Annotated in this window: 14 protein-coding genes; 8 read left to right on the top strand and 6 right to left on the bottom strand. The window is 73.3% G+C overall.

What is annotated here, in order from left to right; all coding sequences use genetic code 11:
- Position 1: 1 nt before the first annotated feature.
- Positions 2-757 carry an SDR family oxidoreductase gene (locus ACTVAJ_RS11120; protein WP_470388027.1) on the bottom strand — a complete coding sequence of 252 codons (756 nt, stop codon included), beginning with the start codon at positions 755-757 and terminating at the stop codon, positions 2-4.
- Between the two features lie 170 nt (positions 758-927).
- Here ACTVAJ_RS11120 and ACTVAJ_RS11115 point away from each other — a divergent pair, with 170 nt between their 5' ends.
- Together ACTVAJ_RS11115 and ACTVAJ_RS11110 are read left to right on the top strand one after the other, a co-directional pair.
- The gene (locus ACTVAJ_RS11115) at positions 928-1,233 is read left to right on the top strand and encodes a GNAT family N-acetyltransferase (RefSeq protein WP_470388026.1); all 306 of its coding nucleotides are present in this window, start codon (positions 928-930) and stop codon (positions 1,231-1,233) included.
- Positions 1,230-2,123: an LLM class flavin-dependent oxidoreductase gene (locus tag ACTVAJ_RS11110; RefSeq protein ID WP_470388025.1), complete on the top strand. Its 894-nt coding sequence runs from the start codon at positions 1,230-1,232 to the stop codon at positions 2,121-2,123. The genes ACTVAJ_RS11115 and ACTVAJ_RS11110 overlap by 4 nt, the downstream gene beginning before the upstream one ends.
- Positions 2,124-2,156: 33 nt before the next feature.
- Here the strand turns inward: ACTVAJ_RS11110 and ACTVAJ_RS11105 are convergent, their stop codons facing one another.
- On the bottom strand, positions 2,157-3,113 hold the full coding sequence (locus ACTVAJ_RS11105) for a quinone oxidoreductase family protein (protein WP_470388024.1): 957 nt from the start codon (positions 3,111-3,113) through the stop codon (positions 2,157-2,159).
- Positions 3,114-3,276: 163 nt separating this feature from the next.
- Here ACTVAJ_RS11105 and ACTVAJ_RS11100 point away from each other — a divergent pair, with 163 nt between their 5' ends.
- The 3 genes from ACTVAJ_RS11100 (at position 3,277) to ACTVAJ_RS11090 (ending at position 8,323) form a co-directional block, all read left to right on the top strand.
- On the top strand, positions 3,277-4,755 hold the full coding sequence (locus ACTVAJ_RS11100; RefSeq protein ID WP_470388023.1) for a carboxylesterase/lipase family protein: 1,479 nt from the start codon (positions 3,277-3,279) through the stop codon (positions 4,753-4,755).
- Positions 4,756-4,986: 231 nt separating this feature from the next.
- On the top strand, positions 4,987-6,330 hold the full coding sequence (locus ACTVAJ_RS11095; protein WP_470388022.1) for an ATP-grasp domain-containing protein: 1,344 nt from the start codon (positions 4,987-4,989) through the stop codon (positions 6,328-6,330).
- A complete protein-coding gene (locus ACTVAJ_RS11090; RefSeq protein ID WP_470388021.1) occupies positions 6,293-8,323 on the top strand; it encodes a CocE/NonD family hydrolase in 2,031 nt (676 codons plus the stop codon). Before ACTVAJ_RS11095 ends, ACTVAJ_RS11090 begins: the two co-directional genes overlap by 38 nt.
- Before the next feature lie 44 nt (positions 8,324-8,367).
- On the opposite strand, the gene ACTVAJ_RS11085 is transcribed toward ACTVAJ_RS11090, so the two are convergent.
- Together ACTVAJ_RS11085 and ACTVAJ_RS11080 are read right to left on the bottom strand one after the other, a co-directional pair.
- Positions 8,368-10,755 carry a Tex family protein gene (locus tag ACTVAJ_RS11085; protein WP_470388020.1) on the bottom strand — a complete coding sequence of 796 codons (2,388 nt, stop codon included), beginning with the start codon at positions 10,753-10,755 and terminating at the stop codon, positions 8,368-8,370.
- 318 nt (positions 10,756-11,073) lie between these two features.
- A complete protein-coding gene (locus tag ACTVAJ_RS11080) occupies positions 11,074-11,427 on the bottom strand; it encodes a hypothetical protein (RefSeq protein ID WP_470388019.1) in 354 nt (117 codons plus the stop codon).
- A gap of 213 nt (positions 11,428-11,640) precedes the next feature.
- Here ACTVAJ_RS11080 and ACTVAJ_RS11075 point away from each other — a divergent pair, with 213 nt between their 5' ends.
- Complete coding sequence (locus ACTVAJ_RS11075) at positions 11,641-12,918, top strand: MFS transporter (RefSeq protein ID WP_470388018.1); 1,278 nt, start codon at positions 11,641-11,643, stop codon at positions 12,916-12,918.
- A 34-nt stretch (positions 12,919-12,952) separates the two neighbouring features.
- A complete protein-coding gene (locus ACTVAJ_RS11070; protein ID WP_470388017.1) occupies positions 12,953-13,636 on the top strand; it encodes a helix-turn-helix domain-containing protein in 684 nt (227 codons plus the stop codon).
- A gap of 50 nt (positions 13,637-13,686) precedes the next feature.
- On the opposite strand, the gene ACTVAJ_RS11065 is transcribed toward ACTVAJ_RS11070, so the two are convergent.
- Positions 13,687-14,559: a deoxyribonuclease IV gene (locus tag ACTVAJ_RS11065; protein ID WP_470388016.1), complete on the bottom strand. Its 873-nt coding sequence runs from the start codon at positions 14,557-14,559 to the stop codon at positions 13,687-13,689.
- A gap of 67 nt (positions 14,560-14,626) precedes the next feature.
- Positions 14,627-16,012 carry an FAD-binding oxidoreductase gene (locus tag ACTVAJ_RS11060; RefSeq protein WP_470388015.1) on the bottom strand — a complete coding sequence of 462 codons (1,386 nt, stop codon included), beginning with the start codon at positions 16,010-16,012 and terminating at the stop codon, positions 14,627-14,629.
- 61 nt (positions 16,013-16,073) lie between these two features.
- Between ACTVAJ_RS11060 and ACTVAJ_RS11055 the strand changes: the two genes are divergently transcribed.
- The gene (locus ACTVAJ_RS11055) at positions 16,074-17,081 is read left to right on the top strand and encodes a helix-turn-helix transcriptional regulator (RefSeq protein WP_470388014.1); all 1,008 of its coding nucleotides are present in this window, start codon (positions 16,074-16,076) and stop codon (positions 17,079-17,081) included.
- Position 17,082: the final 1 nt, after the last annotated feature.

The following is a 17,082-nucleotide window of genomic DNA, read 5'->3' as shown; positions in this document are numbered from 1 at the left end:
GTCAGAACCCTCCGGTGAGCGTGACGCCGCCGTCCAGGACCAGGGTGCGCCCGGTGACCCAGGCGGCGTCCTCGGACAGTAGGAAGGCGACGGCTCCGGCCACGTCCTCGGGAGCGCCGAGGCGGCCGAGCGGGTAGGCGGCGGAGACCTGCTCCTCCCGGCCCTCGTACAGGGCGGAGGCGAACTTCGTCTTGACCACGGCCGGAGCGACCCCGTTGACGCGTACGTCCGGGGCGAGCTCCACGGCCAGTTCGGTGGTGATGTGGCTGAGCATCGCCTTGGTGGCGCCGTAGAAACCGATGCCGGGCGCGGGCTTGGTCCCGGCGACGGAGGAGACGTTGACGACCGCACCGCCGTGCTCGCCCATCCACGCCTTGTGCGCCCGCTGGACCCAGCCGATCGCCGACAGGACGTTGACCTCGACCATCTTGCGCGCCGCGGCCGGGTCGAGGTCGATCATGCGGCCGAAGACCGGGTTGATGCCGGTGTTGTTGACCAGCAGGTCCACACTGCCGAAGGCCTCCAGGGCGGCCGCGATCGCGGCGTCCTGGTGCTCGGGGTCGTCGGCCTTGCCTGGCACGGCGATGGCGTGGTCGGGTCCGCCCAGGGAGCGGACGGCCTCGTCCAGTGCCTCGGCCCCGCGCGCGGTCACGCACACCCGGGCGCCCTCGTCGACGAGCCGCTGGGCGATGGCCAGGCCGATACCGCGGCTGGCGCCGGTCACGACGGCGGTCCGTCCACTGAACCGGGAAGTCATCTTGATCTCCTTAAACCGACTGGTCGGTATGCATGGAGGGACTCTACGTGGACCCGTGGGCGCGCCGCAAGGGGCGACCGGCGGTGCGGGGCGACAATGGCGCCGGGCGACAATGGCACCGGGCCGTATCCGGCCCGGAACACGAACACGAACGCGGAAACGGGGCTCCCATGCCGACCGAGGTGACCGACGCGCCGGACCAACGCCGCTACGAGATCAGGGCCGACGGGGAGGTGGCGGGGTTCTCCGAGTACGTCCTCACGGGTGATCTGGTCACCTTCACGCACACCGAGATCGACCCGGCCTTCGAGGGGCGCGGGTTGGGCGGGACGCTCGTCCGCGGGGCGCTGGACGACGTGCGCTCGCGCGGGCTGTCGGTCCTGCCGCTGTGCCCCTTCGTCAAGAGCTGGATCGCCCGCCACCGCGAGTACGCGGACCTGGTCTACGGGGCCCCGGCGGAGAGGGGGGAGAGGTGACCGACTACGGACGCGGCGTCTCCTTCGGTGTCTTTCCCTCGCCCGACGCCGACGACCTGTCGACCCTGTGGGCGGTCGTGGCCGCGGCCGAGCACGGCGGGCTGGAGTTCGCGGGCATCCAGGACCATCCCTACCAGCGCGCGCACCTGGACACCTGGATCCTCATGGCCACCGTGCTGGCCCGCACCGAGCGGTTGCGGGTCCTCCCCGACGTGGCCAACCTGCCCCTGCGCCCGCCCGCGATCATCGCCAAGTCCGCGGCCAGCCTGGACGTGCTCTCCGGGGGGCGCTTCGAGTTGGGGCTCGGCGCGGGCGCGTTCTGGGCGGAGGTGGAGTCCATGGGCGGCGGTCGGCGGTCGCCGCGCGAGGCCGCCGACGCCCTGCTGGAGGCGGTCGAGGTGATCCGGATGCTGTGGTCGGGTGAACGGTCGGTGCGCTTCGAGGGGGAGCACTACCGGCTGTCCGGGGTGCGGCCGGGGCCCGCGCCCGTCCACGACATCGGGATCTGGTGGGGCGTCCTGGGTCCGCGGCTGCTGCGTGAGCTGGGCCGGGTGGCCGACGGATGGCTGCCCTCCAGCGGCTTCGCCCGACCCGACCAGCTCGCGGACATGCACGCGCGGATCGACGCGGGCGCCGCCGAGGCCGGTCGTGACCCGGCGTCGATCCGCCGGGCCTACAACGTGTGGGGGACCATCACGGACGGCCCCTCCAGGGGGTTCCTGGAGGGGCCGGTGGACCAGTGGGTCGACGAGCTCACCGAACTGGTGGTCGAGTACGGCATGGACACGTTCCTGTTCGGGCCGGCGGCGGATCCGGTCGCCCAGGTGGGGCGGTTCGCCGCCGAGGTGGTCCCGGCCGTCCGCGAGGCCGTGCGGGCCGAGCGGGGGTGACCGGGGCGGGATCGCCGACCCGCTCCCGGAGGGCTACTTCGACGGGTCCAGGGTGAGCTTGCCGACGGTGCCGCGCGACCGCAGCGCCTCGTGCGCGAGGCGCGCCTCGGAGAGCGGGTAGGTCCCGCCGAGGACCGGCCGGAGACGGCCGTCGGCCACCATCGCGAACATCTCCGTCATCGCCTGGCCGACCACGTCGCCGGGCAGGGACCAGGCGTGCGGGAGCCACATACCGCTCACGGTGGTGGAGAAACGCATGAGGTTGGGCAGCTTCACGGCCTTGGGCTCCTCACGCGAGGCCATGCCGTAGAAGGCGAGGCGGCCGAACGGGGCCAGGGCGCGCAGGCTCTCGTCGGTCACCCGGCCGCCGACCATGTCCAGTACCGCGTCCACGCGGCGGCCCCCGTTGGCGGCGATCAGCGCCTCGGTCATGTCGGGCGCTGCGGAGTCCACGACGGCGTCGGCGCCCAGGTCCAGGGCCAGTTCGCGCTTGGCCTCGCTGCTGGCCACCGCGATGACGCGGCCCGCGCCGAAGGCCTTGGCGAGCTGGACGGCCAGGGTGCCGACCCCGCCCGCCGCCGCGTGCACGACCACGGACTCGCCCGGGTCCATCCGCACGTTCCTGCGCAGCAGGACCCACGCGGTGGCCCCCTGGACGACGAGCGCGAGCGCGGCCTCGTCCGAGACGCCCTCCGGGATCCCGTAGGTCGTGACGGGCGTGGCCAGGGCCCGTTCGGCGTAGCCTCCCGCCGTGGTCAGGGCCACGACGCGGCGCCCGTCGGCGGTGCGTCCGGCGATCTCCCCGCCGGGCACCATGGGCAGTGAGGAGGGGGCGAGGTAGCTGTTCTCCGCCTGGTGGGTGTCGGCGTAGTTGACCCCGGCGCGGGACACCTCGACGAGGACGTCGTCCGGGCCCGGCCGGGGGTCGGGGAGCTCGGTCGGGACCAGGACCTCGGGTCCGCCGAACTCGGTGATCTGGATGGCGCGCATGGTGGTCTCCGCTCGTGAGTACGTACCGACCGGATGGTATGTCACGCTTCGCGTGCCGGTGGACGTCGACCCCGGTGTCGGGCACCGGGCCCGTGCGACCCCTTGCGCCACAAACCTGACGTTGTTAGGAAAGTGGGGTCGAACACCGAACGGGAGGCCACACGTGGATGACGAGCGGATCGTGACGACGGAGGCCGGACGGGTCCGGGGCACGCCCTCACCCCGCTCCGCGGACGGGGGCGTCACCGTCTTCCGCGGGCTGCCCTACGCCGCACCGCCCTTCGGGGAGAACCGGTTCGCCGCACCGGGCCCCGCCGAGGCGTGGGAGGGCGTGCGCGACTGCGCCGACTTCGGTCCGCCCGCCCCGCAGAGCCTCGGCATGGTCGGAGCCCACCCCTGGAGCCCCGACACCCCGCTGGACTGCCTGACGCTCAACGTGTGGACCGGCGCCGCCCCGGAGCAGGACGCCCCCGTCCTCGTGTGGTTCCACGGCGGCGCCTACATCGTCGGCTCCTCCGCCGAACCGATCTACGACGGGACCCGGCTGGCCGAGCGCGGCCTCGTCGTGGTCAGCGTCAACTTCCGCCTGGGCTTCGAGGGGTACGGGCACGTGCCCGGACGTCCGGACAACCGTGCCATGCTCGACCAGGTCGCCGCCCTGCGCTGGGTCCGCGACAACGTCTCCGCCTTCGGGGGCGACCCGGGCAACGTCACGGTCGCGGGGGAGTCCGCCGGGGCGGGCGCGGTCGTGTGCCTGATGACCTCGCCCCTGGCACGGGGGCTCCTCCACCGGGCCATCGCGCACAGCGTCCCCGCCGACATGGTCAGCCCGGCGTCCGCGCTGGCCGTCTCCGAACGGGTCGCCGACGCGGCGGGGGTGCCGCTGGACCCCGAGGCCCTGTCCGCCCTGCCGCCGGAACGGCTCCTGGCGGCCACCGACGAGGTCCTGCGCCGCCGCCCGGGGACGCTCACGTGCTACGCGCCCGTGGTCGGCGGCCCGGACCTCCCGGTCGCTCCGCTGCGGGCGGCGGCCCGGGGCGCCACGCGCGGCCTGGACCTGCTGATCGGCCACAACGCGCACGAGTACCGCCTGTTCACCGGTCTGGGCGGCGGCACCGGCGCCGCCGACGAGGCCGCCCTGGCCGAAGCGGCCGCCAGGGCGGGGCTGCCGGAGGACGCGGTGGACGAGTACCGGGCGATCCACCCGAAGGCCTCGGTCGCCGAGCTCCACGACGAGATCATGGGCGACGCCCTGTTCTCCCAGTACACGGTGCGCTTCGCCGAGGCGCACGCCGCCGGGGGAGGCCGCTCGCACGTCTTCCGCCTGGCCGCCGAGACGACCGTCATGGAGGGCAGGCTCGGCGCGTGCCACGCCTTCGACCTGCCCTTCGCCTTCGGCACCCTGGAGGCGGACCTGGCCCGCTTCCTGCTGGACGACACGGTCACCGACGACCACCGGTCGCTGTCGGAGCGCTTCTCGGGCGCCTGGAGCGCCTTCGCCGCCTCCGGCGACCCGGGCTGGCCCCGGGTGACCGCCGACGCGACACCGGTCAGGGTGTGGGACCTGGTCGACGACCTCCAGCCCAACGACGCCTCGCCCGTGCGCCGACTGTGGGCGGAGGTGTCCTTCGACCCCAGGTAGGGCTCCGCCCCGGGGAGCCGTCCCCCGGGGTGCGGGGTGCGCCCCCGGTGGGCGGTGCGCCACGCCCCGGGCAAAGCTTGTGGAAAGTCCCCGCGCCCCACGCGCGCGGGTGCGCGGGTTCTGGCGCAGCCGCCGACCACAAGGGCGACGACGGCGTTTCGGTGCGCGGGATCCCCGGTAGGACGCTTGGTGAGGACGGTCGGGGATCGCAGCGTCCACCGGAGGTGAGCGATGACCGCGAACGTCTTTGTCGTGGGGCTCGACGAGTCGAACCGCGAGATACTGAGCGCGATGCCGGGGGCCGGGGACTACCGGTTCCTCACCCTGCTCGGTCTCGACGAGATCGGCCAGGAGCGGGAGATGGACATGCCCGCCCTGTTCTCGCTCGCCTCCCGGCGGCTGGACGACTTCGACGGTCCGGTCGACGCGGTCATCGGCCTCTGGGACTTCCCGGTCAGCTCACTGGTCCCCCTGTTGTGCCGACCGCGCGGACTACCGTGCGCGCCCCTGGAGGCGGTCGTCCGCTGCGAGCACAAGTACTGGAGCCGCCTGGAGCAGCAGGCCGTTGTGCCCGAGGCCGTGCCGGCGTTCGCCGTGATCGACCTCCGGTCCCCCGCCGAGCCCGAGGGCCTCTCCTACCCGCTGTGGGTCAAGCCCGTGAAGTCCTTCTCGTCCGAACTCGCGTTCCGCGTCACCGACGGTGCCGAGTACGCGTCGGCGGTCGGGCGGATCAGGGAGGGCGCCGCACGGCTGGGCGTGCCCTTCCAGTGGGTGATGGACCGGATCCGAGCCCCCGCGGCGGTGCGCTCCGTCGGTGGCACGGCCGGGCTCGCGGAGGAGGAGGCCACGGGCGACCAGCTCACCGTCGAGGGCTACGTCCGCGACGGGGTGCCCCACTCCTACGCGCTCGTCGACTCCCTCCTCTACCCCGGCACGCCGAGCTTCCTGTGCTACGAGTACCCGTCCCGGGCGCCGGAGCGGGTCCGCGACCGCCTGTTCGACCTGACCGACCGGGTGGTCAGCCGGGTCGGTCTCGACGACACGACCTTCAACGTCGAGTACTTCCACGACCCGGGGACCGACGCCGTCACGCTCCTGGAGATCAACCCCCGGCACTCCCAGTCGCACGCCCGCCTCCTCGAGTTCGTCCGCGGGGTGTCCAACCACGAGATCGCCCTGCGGATCGCGCTCGGGGAGGAACCCGTGCTGGAGCGCGAGGGGAGGGGCGCGATGGCCGCCAAGTGGTTCGTGCGCAGCTTCCGCGACGGCTTCCTGTCCGCCGCTCCCGCGCCGGAGGACGTCGCGCGCGCCGAGGCGCGGGTTCCGGGGGCGAGGGTGGAGGTCACCGCGTGTGCGGGCCGGTGGCTCTCCGAACTGCCCATACAGGACAGCTACAGCTTCGAACTCGCCGACGTCTTCGTGGTGGGGCGGGACTCCGAGGAGTGCGAGCGCGGGTTCCACGCCTGTGCGCGGGAGCTGCCCTTCACCATCGTGGGCGGCCGGGACGAGGACCGGCCGCGGAGAGGATCCGGAGACGATGAGAACCGTCAGCGAACTGCCCAACGAGGTGCGTGAGGACGTCCACGTCCTCATTCCGCTCAGTGACGGCACCCGGCTCGCCGCGCGCCTCTGGCGCCCCGTGGACAGCGACAGGCGCCCCGTGCCCGCCGTCCTGGAGTTCATCCCGTACCGCAGACGCGACCTGACCGCCCAGCGCGACTCGGTGCACCATCCCTACATGGCCGGGCACGGGTACGCGTGCGCCCGGGTGGACCTGCGGGGCAGCGGTGACTCCGAGGGCGTGCTCACCGACGAGTACCTGGAACGGGAACTCCTGGACGCCGAGGAGGTGCTCGCCTGGCTCGCCGACCAGCCCTGGTGCGACGGCCGGACCGGCATGATGGGAATCTCCTGGGGCGGCTTCAACGCCCTCCAGGTCGCGGCCCGGTGCCCGGAGAGTCTGCGCGCGATCGTGACCGCCTGCTCCACCGACGACCGCTACTCCGACGACGTCCACTACATGGGCGGGTGCCTGCTCGTCGACAACCTCTCCTGGGCCTCCACCATGTTCGCCTACAACTCCTGTCCTCCAGACCCGGAACTGGTCGGTGAGCGATGGCGGCGGATGTGGCACGACCGGTTGGAGCACAGCGGGCTCTGGCTGGAGACGTGGCTGCGCCACCAGCACCGCGACGACTACTGGAGGCACGGGTCGGTCGCCCGGGACCTGGACGCGGTCCGGGTGCCCGTGATGGCCGTCAGCGGTTGGGCCGACGGCTACTCCAACGCCGTGTTCCGGCTCCTGTCGGGGCTGCGCGTGCCGCGGCTCGGGCTCCTCGGCCCCTGGTCGCACAAGTACCCCCACCTCGGCCAGCCCGGACCCGCCATCGGCTTCCTCCAGGAGCTGGTGCGCTGGTGGGACCACTGGCTCAAGGGCGCCGACAACGACGTCATGGACGTGCCCATGCTGAGGGCGTGGATGCAGGAGAGCGTGCCGCCCTGCACCTCCTACCACGAGCGGCCGGGACGCTGGGTCGGAGCGCGGGAGTGGCCGTCGTCGGCGATCGTTCCCGTGTCCCGCTCCCTGGGGCACGGCCGGGTGCTGGGCGAGGGGGAGGAGTCCGGTGACGGCACCGTCCTGACCCTGTCCTCACCGCTGTCCACCGGCCAGCACGCGGGCAAGTGGTGCTCCTACAACGCGCCTCCCGACCTGCCCCACGACCAGAGGGAGGACGACGGCGGCTCGATCGTCTTCGACAGCGTGCCGCTCCCGGAACGGCTGGAGATCCTGGGTTCCCCGGTGGTCGACCTCGAACTGTCCGTGGACCGGCCCGACGCGATGGTCGCGGTGCGCCTGAACGACGTCACCCCCGACGGGGAGGCCACCCGCGTCACCTACGGGCTGCTCAACCTCACGCACGCCGACGGCCACGAGGCGCCGGGGAAGCTCGTGCCCGGGCGCAGGTACCGGGTCTCGGTCACCCTCAACGGCGTCGCGCAGGCGTTCCCGCCCGGACACCGGATCCGGGTCTCGGTCTCCACCTCGTACTGGCCGCTCGCCTGGCCCTCGCCCGAGCCGGTGCGGCTCGCCGTGTACCCGGGCACGTACACGAGGGTGCTGCTCCCGGTACGCCTGACCGGCGCCGGTGACGACCCTCCGGTGGCGGCCTTCGGCGGTCCCGAGGGCACCGCCCCGGTCGCGACGAGCCAGCTCTCACCGCCGGAGCACCGGTGGGACCTGGCCCATGACCTCGTGCACTACCGGGCCTCGCTGAACGTGGTCAAGGACCTCGGGACGGTGCGCTTCGACGACATCGGGCTGGAGGTGACCCGGCGTGCGGAGGAGACCTACAGCTGGGTCGGTGACGACTACGACACCGTCCGGGGCGAGACGGACTGGACGATGGGCTTCGCCCGCGGGGACTGGTGCGTGCGGACGAGGACCCGCACGGTGCTCACGTCGACGGTGACCGATTTCCACGTGCACGCCACACTCGACGCCTACGAGGGCGACAGGCGCGTGATGACGAGGATCTTCAGCTCGGTGATCCCCCGCGACCACGTGTGACCGGGACCCCGCGGGAGAGGTCCCGGTCACCGGTCGGAAAGGGGCTACCCGGTCAGGCCGGCGCGTCGCAGGGCGTCGGCCATCGCGCCCGACGGTGCGTCGCCGCGGTCGTTCCGGTTGCCGCGGCCGCCGCCTCCCCGACGACCGTTGCCACCGCGCCCGCGGCTCCGGTCACCGCGGCCGCCGCGCTCGTCCCGGTTGTCGCGCCCGCCGCGGCCGCCGCCGGAGCCCGTCTCGTCGTCCAGGCGCATGGTGAGCGAGATGCGCTTGCGCGGGATGTCGACGTCCTGGACCTTCACCCGCACCACGTCGCCGGGCTTGACCACGTCGCGCGGGTCCTCGACGAACTTGTGCGAGAGCGCCGACACGTGGACCAGGCCGTCCTGGTGCACGCCCACGTCCACGAACGCCCCGAAGGCGGCCACGTTGGTGACCACGCCCTCCAGGATCATGCCGGGCTCCAGGTCCTCCAGCTTCTCCACGCCCTCCTTGAAGGTCGCGGTGGTGAACGCGGGCCTCGGGTCGCGGCCGGGCTTGTCGAGCTCGGCGAGGATGTCGGTGACCGTCGGCAGCCCGAACGTGTCGTCGACGAAGTCCTGGGGGCGGATCCCGGACAGGGCCGCCTTGTTCCCGATCAGGGACGGCAGGTCGGTGCCGACCCGGTCCAGGATGCGCCGCACGACCGGGTAGGCCTCCGGGTGCACGGCGGAGGCGTCCAGCGGGTCGTCCCCACCGGGGACCCGGAGGAAGCCCGCGCACTGCTCGAAGGCCTTGGGGCCCAGCCGGGGCACCGAGCGCAACCCCTCACGGCTGCGGAAGGGGCCGTTGGCGTCGCGGTGGGCGACGATGTTGCGCGCCAGGGTGGAGGTCACACCCGACACCCGGGTCAGCAGGGGGACCGAGGCGGTGTTGACGTCCACCCCCACACCGTTCACGCAGTCCTCCACCACCGCGTCGAGCGAGCGCGACAGCTTCGCCTCGGCCAGGTCGTGCTGGTACTGGCCGACGCCGATCGACTTGGGGTCGATCTTGACCAGCTCGGCCAGCGGGTCCTGGAGGCGGCGGGCGATGGAGGCGGCGCCGCGCAGGGACACGTCCAGGTCGGGGAGCTCCTCGGAGGCGTAGGCCGAGGCCGAGTACACCGACGCGCCCGCCTCGGAGACCATGACCTTGGTGAGCTTCAGCTCCGGGTGGCGCTTGAGCAGGTCGGCGGCCAGGCGGTCGGTCTCGCGCGAGGCGGTGCCGTTGCCGATGGCGACGAGCTCCACGCCGTGCGCCGCGCACAGGCGCGCCAGCGCGGCCAGGGAGCCCTCCCAGTCCCTGCGGGGGGCGTGCGGGAAGATGGTGTCGGTCGTCACCACCTTGCCGGTGCCGTCGACCACCACGACCTTCACCCCCGTGCGCAGGCCCGGGTCCAGGCCCAGCGTGGGGCGGGTGCCCGCGGGGGCGGCCAGCAGCAGATCCCGGAGGTTGGCGGCGAAGACGTTCACACCCTCGTCCTCGGCCTGCTGCCACAGCCGCATGCGCACGTCGATGTCCAGCCGGACCAGGATGCGCGTGCGCCAGGCCCAGCGGACGGTGTCCTGGAGCCAGCGGTCGGCGGGGCGGCCGCGGTCGACGACGCCGAAGTGGTGGGCGATCGCGTCCTCGTAGGAGCTGCGGGGGGTGGTGCCGTCCGCGGCCGGGGCGGGCGCCTCCTCCGGCTCCAGGTTGAGGGTGAGCACCTCCTCCTTCTCACCCCGGTACAGGGCCAGGACGCGGTGGGAGGGCAGTGCGGTCAGGGGCTCGGAGAAGGAGAAGTAGTCGGAGAACTTCGCTCCTGACTCCTCCTTGCCCTCACGGACGGCCGACCCCAGGCGCCCTCGGTTCCACAACCGCTCGCGCAGGAGCCCGGTGAGGTCGGCGTCCTCGGCGAAGCGCTCGACGAGGATGGCGCGGGCGCCGTCGAGGGCGGCCTTGACGTCGGGCACGCCCCCGTCCGCGTCCACATGGGCGGCGGCGGACTCCTGCGGGTCCCGCGACGGGTCGGCCAGCAGGCCCTCGGCCAGCGGTTCGAGCCCGGCCTCGCGCGCGATCTGGGCCTTGGTGCGGCGCTTGGGCTTGTAGGGGAGGTAGATGTCCTCCAGCCGGGCCTTGGAGTCGGCGGCGTTGATGCGCGCCTCCAGCTCCTCGTCCAGCTTGCCCTGGGACCGGATCGACTCCAGGACCGCGGTCCGGCGTTCGGCCAGTTCACGCAGGTAGCGCAGGCGTTCCTCCAGCGTGCGGAGCTGGGCGTCGTCCAGCCCGCCGGTCACCTCCTTGCGGTAACGGGCGATGAAGGGCACGGTCGAGCCGCCGTCGAGGAGTTCGACGGCGGAGGTGACCTGGCGCGCGCCCACGCCGATTTCCTCGGCGATGCGCTGGTCGATCGTGGGTGTCGCAGGGGTCGTCACTGGTAAGCGTCCACTCTCTGGCTGGTCGGTGCTGGGCCATTGTCGCGGCGGGACGGATGGTTGTCATCCCGGTGCGGCCCGTGTCCCAGCTTCCCGCATCCGGCCCGGTTCCCGGTTCGGGTCGGTGTTCCCCGACCTGATGCGCTCCGGTCGGCCGTCGTGCCGTGGGATCGCCGAGGGGGACGCCGGTCCGAGGGGAGGGAGGGGTCGGTCTTTGCGGTCGGAGCCGGAGCAGGCGCACAGATGTCGCGGAGAGTGACGTTCTGGGGGTGGGCGTCGCGCGTGGCGCCGGGGCCGGGCGGCGCGGGAGACGCCGTCCTAGGGGTTGTTCCCCTCGGTCAGGTCGGGAGCGTAGTACTCGTCCAGGGGGATGGGGCCCCGGTAGCCCTGGCACATGCACTGGCGGTAGGTGGATCCGGCCTGGCCCGTCCAGCGGCCGGGGATGACCACCTGGGTCTGGCACTTCCTGGTCTCCTTCTCGTGGAAGACCAGGTGGTGCCCGCATCCGCAGAGCGGCTGCGGCGGCTGGTGCCCGGCCTGCACCGCCCGATGCTGTTCGTGCTGGCGCTGCTGCGCGAGGGACGCGCGTGCCTGACGCCTGGTCACCTGGCGTCCGGCGACGAACCCCACCACCGCGATGACCGCCCCGACCACCATCGACACCGGCTCCATCGGGTGGCTCCCTTCCCTCGCTCCGCACAGCGCCCGGTCACGGGCGTCACCATTGTCCCCCATCGTTGGGCGCACGGGAATCCGGTCCCGTTCCCGGGCCGTGTCCGTGGTGACCCCGTGTAGCCGACGAGAGCCACAGAACTTTCTTTGCGTGGATCTCTTTGCAAAGAGAACTTTGCCATAGCGTTCGGTCACCCCCTCGAAGGAGTCAGCATGGGAACGACCGGACCGCCCGCGCGCCTCGGCGCGAACTTCCACCGCTTCTGGGCCGCGGGAACCCTCACCAACCTCGGCGACGGTGTGCTGTCGGCCGTCCTGCCGCTGGTCGCCGCCACGCTCACACACGACCCGCTCGCCGTCTCCGGACTGTTGGCCGCGCGTTTCCTGCCGTGGCTGCTCATCGCCCCGTTCACCGGGGTGCTCATCGACCGGGTCGACCGGCTGCGGGCCATGGCCGTCGCCAACACGGTCTGCGCGGTCGCCGTCGCGGTCCTCGCCCTGGTCGTGGCCGCCGGCCAGGTGACCATGGCGGCGATGTACGCGGTCCTGTTCACCGTCACCTGCTGTGAGACGGTCTCCGACCCGGCCAGCCGGATCGCGGTGACCGGACTCGTGCCGGCCCGGTCGCTCGACCGGGCCAACGGGCGGCTGGAGGGCGGACGTCTGGTCGCCCAGGACTGCGTGGCCAAACCCGTGGGCGGGATGCTCTTCGCCGTCGCCGCGGTGCTGCCCCTGGCGGGGGCGGCGGTGTCCTACGCCCTGTGCGCCGTGCTCGTGGCCCTGGTCGTGGTGGCGCTCCGGCGCACGGGCGCCCCGGGCGCGTCCCGGGGCGACGCCCCCGGGGCGGAGAGCGGGGCGCGGCGGTCGCTGCGTGAGGGCTTCGCCTTCGTCCTCGGCGACCGGATGATCCGCGAGATGGCGCTCACCAACGCCGTGATGATGATCGGTCTCCAGATGGGCACGGCCGTCCTGGTCCTGCATCTGAGAGAGGAGTGGGGGCTCGGCCCGGAGCTGTACGGGCTCTTCCTGGCCACCATCGCCGTCGGCGGTGTCCTGGGAGCGGTGTCCGCCGAACGCCTCATCGCGCTGCTCGGCCGCGCCGCCGTCATGTACGGCGGCTATGCCGGGATTGGGGCGGCCCTGGTCCTCATGGCCGTGCTGCCCAACGCCTGGCTCGGTGCCGTGGCCTGGACGCTGCTGGGGTTGGCGATGACGGCGTCCAACACCGCGGGGTCGCTGATGATGCAGATCGTCGTCCCCGACCGCCTCCGGGGACGCGTCGGCGCGGCCTTCCGCACGCTGGGCTGGGGGCTGGCCCCCGTCGGCGCCCTGACGGGAGGCTTCCTGGGGCGGCTGGACCTGGCCCTGCCCTACCTGGCCGGGGGGTTGGCGATCCTGACGGCGGTGTTCGCCTTCCGGTGGGCCATCGGCGCGTGCGCCCGGACCTGCGACGAGGCGGCCTCGGCCCTGGCCGCCACCGCCGACCGCTGACACCGACGGGAGCGGGGACCGCTAACGTGAGGCCATGTCCCACGACCAGCGCCCCTCCGGAGAGCGGCCGGGCGAACCGGAGCCGCCGGAACCGATGGAGATCGACGCCAGCGCGCTGCGCGGACTGGCCCACCCGCTCCGGGAACGGATCCTGGACGAACTCGGGCGCAACGGACCCGCCACCGCCACTATCCTGGGCGGGCGGCTGGGCGAGAGCAGCGGCTCCACCAGCTACCACCTGCGCCAGCTGTCGCGGTTCGGGTTCGTCGAGGACGACCCGGGCCACGGCGGCGGTCGGGAACGCTGGTGGCGGGTCCGTCCCGGCGGCTGGTCCATGGCCGGCTACGACTTCCTGCGCGACCCCCGGACGCGTCAGATGGCCCAGGACGTCCTGGTCCGCTACTTCCGGGCGCGCGCGGAGCGCTTCGAGGCGTGGAACGCCTACGCCCGGGCCCGTCCCTCCTCCGCCGCGGTCAGACGCTGGAGTGCGGCCGCCGGTGACACCCTCGGCCACGTGCGCATGACCCCGGAGGAGGCGCGGGAGTTCGCCACCGCGCTGACGGACTTCGTCCGCGAGCGCTCCAGCCGCTTCCGGGACCGCACCCCCGAGTCCCATCCGGACACCGAGAGCGTCGAGCTCCAGACCGCCCTGTTCCCCCACCTCCCCGAGGTGGAGGAGTGGGCCCGGGCCGCCGCGGAGGAGCGGGGGAGGGGCTGAGCGCCCCGCCCGCCGACCCGCACCGGAGCGGCGGTCCCGGCGGACTCGGGCTACGAACCGGTCCGGTCCTCGCGCAGCCCCTTGAGCGTGGCCACGTCGGCCGCGTGCTGCTTGGCCGGGCCGGGCGTCTCCAGGATCAGCGGGACCCCCGCGGTCACCGGGTGCGTGAACAGCTCCCCGAACGGCTCGGAGCCGATGTGGCCCGCACCGATGTTCTCGTGGCGGTCCTTCTTGCTCCCGCACGGCTCCTTGGAGTCGTTGACGTGGATCACCCGCAGCCGCTCCCCGCCCACGACCTCCCCGAAGCGGTCCAGCGCCTCACGCATGCCCTGCGGACTGGAGATGTCGTGTCCGGCGGCGAACATGTGCGCCGTGTCCAGGCACACGCCCACGTTCTTGTGCCAGTCCAGGGCCTCGAAGTAGGGAACCAGGTCGTCGACGGTGGCGCACAGCACCTGCCCCTGCCCGGCCATCGGTTCCAGGAGTACCGGCGGCACGTCGTCGCCGAGCCGCTCCAGCAACGGCATCAGCCGGTCCCTGGTGCGCTCCAGACCGGCCTCCCGTCCGCCCGAGACGGCGGACCCGGTGTGTACGACCACGCCGCGCGCGTTGATCTGGCCGCCCCGGACCAGGGCGTGCTCCAGGGACCGGACCGACTTCTCCGCGGTCTCGTCGCTGGGCGTGCCCAGATTGATCAGGTAGGGCGCGTGCACGAAGAGCGGCAGGTCGGAGCGCTCGCGCATCCGCGCGTCCTGCTCCGGGTCGCCTGCGTTGGTCGCCCACCCGCGCGGGTTGGACACGAACACCTGTACCGTCTCGGCGCCGATCTCCTGGGCGTAGGCCAGGCCCTTGGTGGCCATGCCACCCGCGACCGGGACGTGCGCTCCGACCGGGGACTCGGGCCGCTGTTGTTCTTTGTTCATAGCGGGGACCAGCCTAGACGCAGACGGGCACGGGTCCGGCCGCACCGGCCGGACCCGCTCCCGCCTCTCACACCAGCGGTGGCACCCGGTGGTTGGCCAGGACGACCTCGCCCGGGTCGTGGGCGGCCCTGATCCGGGACAGGCGGTGGAAGTCCTCCGGAGCGAAGGCCTCCCGCACCTCGGCGTCGGTGAGCGGGCCGAAGCTGAAACCGAGCGAGCGCCCGACCACGCGTCCGTCGAACAGCGACGCGGCCCCGTCCCGGAGCGCACGCGCCTCGGCCCCGTCCGCGCCGTCCCCGCTGACGGTGAGCACGGTCACCGAGTAGGCGGCGTCGCGGTGGCCGACGGCGTTGGGCGCCTCCGGCGGGCGTGCGAGGGCACCGCCGAGGTGGCGAAGCCCCACCACCGTCATGAACGGCAGCCCGGGGCCGGTCAGCTCGGTCAGCCTCGTGGTCGCGGCCGGATCCAGCCCGTCCACCAGGAGGTTGCGCGACCGGTAGCCGTGCGGGTGGTCCGGTTCGGCGTAGACCCGGCCCGACTCCGCGTAGGGGAGTTCGCCCAGCGTGTCCATGAGGACCGGTCCCGCGGCGCGCAGCGGCTCCACCACGGCCGGTCCCCGCCCGGGCCGACCCGCCCAGGCCACCGCCACCTGCGCGACGTGCCTGCCCCGCAGCGGTTCGGGGACCCCCGGCACGTCGGGGAGGACCAGTTTCGTCAGGCCCGAGGTCAGCTCCTCGGGGACCGTCGCGGTCCACCCGCGCCAGGCGTCCAGGATCTCGGGTGCCCGGTCGGCGTCGAAGTACAGGCTGCCGCCGTAGAACCGGTCGACCGGCACGAGCGCGATCTCCATGCCGGTGACCACACCGAAGGATCCGCCACCGCCGCGCACGGCCCAGAACAGGTCGGGTTCCTCCTCCGCCGAGACACGGCGCGACCGTCCGTCCGCGGTCACCACGTCCAGCCGTGTCACGTGGTCGGCGGCGTATCCGTGGGTTCTGGCCAGCAGTCCCACACCGCCGGTCAGCGTGTACGGGACCGCGCCGACGCCCGGTGCGCTCCCGGACGGCGGGGCCAGCCCGTACTCGGCGGCGGCCGCGATCACCCGCCCCCAGGGCGCGCCGGCCTCCACCCACGCCGTGCGCCGGTCGGGGTCCACCCGGACCCCCGCCATGCGGCGGGTGCCGATCAGCACCCCTCCGTCCAGGGCGACCCCCACCCCGTGGCCGCTGGCCTGGACGGCGACCCTGAGCCCGTGGTCCGCGGCGACGGCCACGGCCGCCCGGACGTCCTCCGCGCCGGTCGCGCCGACCACGGCCGCGGGCCGGTGCCTGCCCAGCAGCTGGAGCCCCGTGCGCTCCGTGTCGTATCCCTCCTCCGCCGGTGACAGCACCGGCCCGGAGACCCGGGCGGCCAGCGCCCGCTGCACGTTCGTGTCCTGCGTCGTCTGCGTCATGCGGCCAACGTAGAAGGCGATGCGGCCACATCCTGGCCGCGATTCCTGGCATCCTGAGCGCATGTACGACACATCGGTCCGCAGGGGCATGCCGCAGCGGCTGCTCCGCCTGCTGTCCCTGTTGCAGAGCCGACGTGCGTGGGCGGGCACGGAGCTGACCGAACGGCTCGGCGTCAGCGCCCGCACGCTCCGCCGCGACGTCGACCGGCTCCGGTCGCTCGACTACCAGGTGGAGGGCGTCCCCGGGGTCGCCGGAGGCTACCGGCTCGTTCCCGGGCACGACCTCCCGCCGCTGCTGCTCAACGACGAGGAGGCGGTGGCGATCGGGCTCGGCCTGGTGACCGTCTCCGGCGTCGAGGAGAGCGCGCTCCAGGCCCTGGCCAAGCTCCAACGCGTGTTGCCCGCCCGGCTGCGCCCGCGCCTGGCAGCCGTCAACGGCACCACCACGGCTGTGCGCCGTGCTGATGTGCCGACCGTGAGCCCCTGCGACCTGGCGATGCTCGGTTCGTGCTGTCGCGAGTGCGCGGTCGTGGACTTCGACTACCGGGACCGCGCGGGTCGTGCTGGGGGGCGCCGGGTGGAGCCCCACCACCTGGTCGACCACGGGGGCCGCTGGTACCTGGTCGCGCACGACACCGACCGCGGGGACTGGCGCACCTTCCGGGTGGACCGGATGGACGGCATCCGGCGCACCCACGGCCGCTTCACCCCCAGGGAGCTGCCCGCCGCCGACCCCGCGGAGTACGTCCTGCGCTCCTTCGCCGGAGCGACCCACCAGCACACCGCGCGGATCGGCCTCGACCTGTCGGCCGAGAGCGTGCGCTCCCGTCTGTACGGGCCGGTCCCGGGCGCGGTCGAGGCCACGGGACCGGACTCGTGCGTGGTCCGGATCAGCGCCGACTCGCTCGACCTGGTCTGCCAGTACACGATGGCCGTGCTCTCGCTCGGCGCCGACTTCGACCTCGACGCCCCGCCCGAGGTCGCCGCGCGCCTGGCCGCGCTGGGAGCCCGACTCACGGACGGGGCCGCGAACCGGATTTCCGGGCACCGGGGTCCGCCGAGGCGCTAGT

This window comes from Nocardiopsis sp. KDC1DS13DA1 (assembly GCF_055632325.1).
Note: the sequence above shows the minus strand (reverse complement) of the source record. Positions and strands in the feature narration are given on the sequence as shown.

Excerpts from the sequence above, each read along its gene's own strand:
- ACTVAJ_RS11120 (WP_470388027.1), bottom strand. The coding sequence starts at position 757 with ATGACTTCCCGGTTCAGTGGACGGACCGCCGTCGTGACCGGCGCCAGC.
- ACTVAJ_RS11115 (WP_470388026.1), top strand. The coding sequence starts at position 928 with ATGCCGACCGAGGTGACCGACGCGCCGGACCAACGCCGCTACGAGATC.
- ACTVAJ_RS11105 (WP_470388024.1), bottom strand. The coding sequence starts at position 3,113 with ATGCGCGCCATCCAGATCACCGAGTTCGGCGGACCCGAGGTCCTGGTC.
- ACTVAJ_RS11095 (WP_470388022.1), top strand. The coding sequence starts at position 4,987 with ATGACCGCGAACGTCTTTGTCGTGGGGCTCGACGAGTCGAACCGCGAG.
- ACTVAJ_RS11090 (WP_470388021.1), top strand. The coding sequence starts at position 6,293 with ATGAGAACCGTCAGCGAACTGCCCAACGAGGTGCGTGAGGACGTCCAC.
- ACTVAJ_RS11080 (WP_470388019.1), bottom strand. The coding sequence starts at position 11,427 with ATGGAGCCGGTGTCGATGGTGGTCGGGGCGGTCATCGCGGTGGTGGGG.
- ACTVAJ_RS11075 (WP_470388018.1), top strand. The coding sequence starts at position 11,641 with ATGGGAACGACCGGACCGCCCGCGCGCCTCGGCGCGAACTTCCACCGC.
- ACTVAJ_RS11070 (WP_470388017.1), top strand. The coding sequence starts at position 12,953 with ATGTCCCACGACCAGCGCCCCTCCGGAGAGCGGCCGGGCGAACCGGAG.
- ACTVAJ_RS11065 (WP_470388016.1), bottom strand. The coding sequence starts at position 14,559 with ATGAACAAAGAACAACAGCGGCCCGAGTCCCCGGTCGGAGCGCACGTC.
- ACTVAJ_RS11060 (WP_470388015.1), bottom strand. The coding sequence starts at position 16,012 with ATGACGCAGACGACGCAGGACACGAACGTGCAGCGGGCGCTGGCCGCC.
- ACTVAJ_RS11055 (WP_470388014.1), top strand. The coding sequence starts at position 16,074 with ATGTACGACACATCGGTCCGCAGGGGCATGCCGCAGCGGCTGCTCCGC.